Origin of the sequence: Clostridium peptidivorans, assembly GCF_900205925.1 — a bacterium.
Taxonomy (GTDB): domain Bacteria; phylum Bacillota; class Clostridia; order Clostridiales; family Clostridiaceae; genus Clostridium_AK; species Clostridium_AK peptidivorans.
In genome coordinates, this window is sequence record NZ_OAOD01000044.1 from 1 (window position 1) to 3147 (window position 3147).

The window sequence follows — 3147 nt, forward strand, 5'->3', positions numbered from 1 at the left end:
AGTCGTAACAAGGTAGCCGTAGGAGAACCTGCGGCTGGATCACCTCCTTTCTAAGGAGTCGACAAGAAGCGATGAGCTTTCTTGAAGGTTTCATTCTCTGTTTAATTTTGAGAGACCTTAATTGGTTGATAATAAATATTATCAACTTTAGTTATCTCTCAATGTTCTTTGAAAATTGCACAGAGTATATTTTAAAATATTGGTTAATAAGTGATAAATAATATTTATTACTAGGTCTAATCTAACTTGAAGATCAAGCTAGAAAGGGCGCATGGCGGATGCCTTGGCACCAGTAGCCGATGAAGGACGCGATAAGCTGCGATAAGCTTCGGGTAGGCGCAAATAGCCTGAGATCCGGAGATTTCCGAATGGGGCAACCCACATAGCTAACGCTATGTACTGTAAACTGAATACATAGGTTTATAGAGGTAGACCCGGGGAACTGAAACATCTAAGTACCCGGAGGAAGAGAAAGAAAAATCGATTTCCTAAGTAGCGGCGAGCGAAATGGAAAGAGCCCAAACCAGAAACTTGTTTCTGGGGTTGAGGATAGATCATAAATATGGATGGATTTTAACAGAAGAGAGCTGGAACGCTCTACCGCAGAAGGTAATAGTCCTGTATGTGAAAAATGAGATCCTAAGATCTAATCCAGAGTACCACGAGACACGTGAAACCTTGTGGGAAGCAGGGAGGACCACCTCCCAAGGCTAAATACTAACTGGTGACCGATAGTGAAGTAGTACCGTGAGGGAAAGGTGAAAAGAACCCCGGGAGGGGAGTGAAATAGAACCTGAAACCGTGTGCCTACAACCGGTGGAAGCACATTAACGTGTGACCACGTGCTTTTTGTAGAACGAGCCAGCGAGTTACGGTATGTAGCAAGGTTAAGCACTTAAGGTGCGGAGCCGAAGGGAAACCGAGTCTGAATAGGGCGACTAGTTGCATGCCGTAGACCCGAAACCGGGTGACCTATCCATGGACAGAGTGAAGCGGAAGTAAAATTCCGTGGAGGCTCGAACCACGTTGGTGTTGAAAAACCATGGGATGAGCTGTGGATAGCGGAGAAATTCCAATCGAACTCGGAGATAGCTGGTTCTCCTCGAAATAGCTTTAGGGCTAGCGTCTGGTAATTGAGTAATGGAGGTAGAGCACTGAATGGGCTAGGGGCTGACAACAGTTACCGAACCCTATCAAACTCCGAATGCCATATACTTTTATCCAGGCAGTCAGACTACGAATGATAAGATCCGTGGTCAAAAGGGAAACAGCCCAGACCATCAGCTAAGGTCCCTAAGTGTAAGTTAAGTGGAAAAGGATGTGGGATTTCTAAGACAACTAGGATGTTGGCTTAGAAGCAGCCACTCATTTAAAGAGTGCGTAATAGCTCACTAGTCAAGAGATCCCGCGCCGAAGATGTCCGGGGCTAAAACTTACCACCGAAGCTATGGACTCGAAAGAGTGGTAGAGGAGCTTCCTGTATGGGTTGAAGTCGTACCGAAAGGAACGGTGGACTGTACAGGAGTGAGTATGCTGGCATAAGTAGCGAGAAATAAGTGAGAATCTTATTGGCCGAAAACCTAAGGTTTCCTGAGGAAGGCTCGTCCGCTCAGGGTTAGTCGGGACCTAAGCCGAGGCCGAAAGGCGTAGGTGATGGACAATTGGTTGATATTCCAATACCACTAACTAACGTTATTACCGATGGGGTGACACAGAAGGATAGGATGTGCGCACTACTGGATGTGCGTCTAAGCATTTAGGAGTGACTGGTAGGCAAATCCGCCAGTTGAATCTGAGGTGTGATGGGGAGCGATTTATCGCGAAGTATCTGATTCCACACTGTCAAGAAAAGCCTCTAGGGAGGAAGTTAGTGCCCGTACCGCAAACCGACACAGGTAGGTGAGGAGAGAATCCTAAGGCCAGCGGAAGAATTGTTGTTAAGGAACTCGGCAAATTAGCCCCGTAACTTCGGGAGAAGGGGTGCCACAGAAATGTGGTCGCAGTGAATAGGCCCAAGCAACTGTTTAGCAAAAACACAGGTCTCTGCTAAAGCGAAAGCTGATGTATAGGGGCTGACGCCTGCCCGGTGCTGGAAGGTTAAGGGGATCCGTTAGCGCAAGCGAAGCGGTGAACTTAAGCCCCAGTAAACGGCGGCCGTAACTATAACGGTCCTAAGGTAGCGAAATTCCTTGTCGGGTAAGTTCCGACCCGCACGAATGGCGTAATGACTTGGGCACTGTCTCAACAACAAATCCGGCGAAATTGTAGTGCAAGTGAAGATGCTTGCTACCCGCGATTGGACGGAAAGACCCCGTAGAGCTTTACTGTAGCTTAGCATTGAATTTCGGTATTGTCTGTACAGGATAGGTGGGAGACTTGGAAGCAAGGGCGTCAGCCTTTGTGGAGTCATCCTTGGGATACCACCCTGACAGTACTGGGATTCTAACCGGAGGCCATGAATCTGGTCACGGGACATTGTTAGGTGGGCAGTTTGACTGGGGCGGTCGCCTCCTAAAAAGTAACGGAGGCGCCCAAAGGTTCCCTCAGTGCGGTTGGAAATCGCGCGTAGAGTGCAAAGGCAGAAGGGAGCCTGACTGCGACACTTACAAGTGGAGCAGGGACGAAAGTCGGGCTTAGTGATCCGGTGGTTCCTCGTGGGAGGGCCATCGCTCAACGGATAAAAGCTACCTCGGGGATAACAGGCTGATCTCCCCCAAGAGTCCACATCGACGGGGAGGTTTGGCACCTCGATGTCGGCTCGTCGCATCCTGGGGCTGAAGTAGGTCCCAAGGGTTGGGCTGTTCGCCCATTAAAGCGGCACGCGAGCTGGGTTCAGAACGTCGTGAGACAGTTCGGTCCCTATCCGTCGCGGGCGTAGGAAATTTGAGAGGAGCTGTCCTTAGTACGAGAGGACCGGGATGGACTGACCTCTGGTGCACCAGTTGTTCCGCCAGGAGCATTGCTGGGTAGCTATGTCAGGACGGGATAAACGCTGAAAGCATCTAAGCGTGAAGCCCACCTCAAGATGAGATTTCCCATAGCGTAAGCTAGTAAGACCCCTTGAAGAACACAAGGTTGATAGGTCAGAGGTGTAAGTGCAGTAATGCATTCAGCTGACTGATACTAATAGGTCGAGGGCTTGATCTA

The 3147-nt window shown here is 49.2% G+C and carries 2 rRNA genes; both read left to right on the forward strand.

Annotated features, from left to right (window positions below):
- Positions 1-50 (forward strand): 16S ribosomal RNA (locus CRN98_RS17895); the annotation flags it as partial.
- A gap of 201 nt (positions 51-251) precedes the next feature.
- Positions 252-3147, forward strand: a 23S ribosomal RNA gene (locus tag CRN98_RS17165).